Consider the following 904-nt stretch of genomic DNA (forward strand, 5'->3'; position numbering starts at 1 on the left):
GCGCCCCGAGCAGCCCGACCACCGACGGGTCGTCGAGCGGGCCGTCGGCTCCGCGGACGGCGCCGGTGTGGCGCGACGCGAGGACGGGCAGCAGGTCGCCGCGCCCCGAGCCGCTGGCTTCGGCCGCCGCGTCGGCGAGCTCGAACGGGAGGTCGACGTACGCCGGCACCGCGGACCGCTCCAGGGTCACCTCCTCCGACACCGCCGCGACCCGGGCGAGCTCGGTCGCCCAGGACTCGAGGGCGAACCAGCCGATCTCGTGGATGATCCCGTCGATCGTGGCGAGCGACGCGACCGCGCCGGCGTCCTGACGGTGCCAGATCTTGGCCTGCACGCCGGCCATCGTGACGTCGACGTCGAGCGCGAAGTGGGGCGCGGCCAGCAGGCCGATGGCCCCGGCCAGGCCGCGATCGAGGACGCCGTCGACCGTGAGGCCGCGACGGGCCAGGGAGTCGGCCGGGTCGTGGAGTGCGGCCACCACCGAGCGGAACGCCTGGTCGTCCAGGCTCGCCGGGCTCTGGCCCAGGCGTGCCTGCATGGCGTCGGCCGAGGGCGGGGCGGCGACCTCGAACGGCAGCGGCGCGTCGCCGGCGAGCCGCGCGGCGTACTGGAGCTCGGGGAGGGTGAGGCCGATCCGGCGCGGCGCGGCGGCGAGGGCGCTGCCCCCGTCGGACGGGGTGTGCTCGCCGCGCGCGGGTGAGGCGGCGGTGGTGAGGTCGATGGTCGGCATCAGCGCTCCAGGCCCGGGACTTCGACGGCGAGCCACTCGCGGTGCCCCGGTGGAGGCGGGACGAAGGCGGCGAGTGTCTCGTCGAGCGGGTCGGGCGAGACCTGCGGGCCGTCTCCGGCCTCGTTGCGGGCGGCGATCGCGGCGATCCGGGCGCGCGCATCGGCGACGAGCGCG

1 protein-coding gene is annotated in these 904 nt (G+C 77.3%); it reads right to left on the minus strand.

Annotated features, from left to right (window positions below):
* On the minus strand, positions 1–730 hold a 730-nt coding region (locus tag FHP29_RS00015; RefSeq protein WP_139620830.1), incomplete at its 3' end, for a hypothetical protein.
* Positions 731–904: the final 174 nt, after the last annotated feature.

The sequence above is a fragment of the Nocardioides albidus genome, assembly GCF_006335005.1.
GTDB lineage: Bacteria > Actinomycetota > Actinomycetes > Propionibacteriales > Nocardioidaceae > Nocardioides > Nocardioides albidus.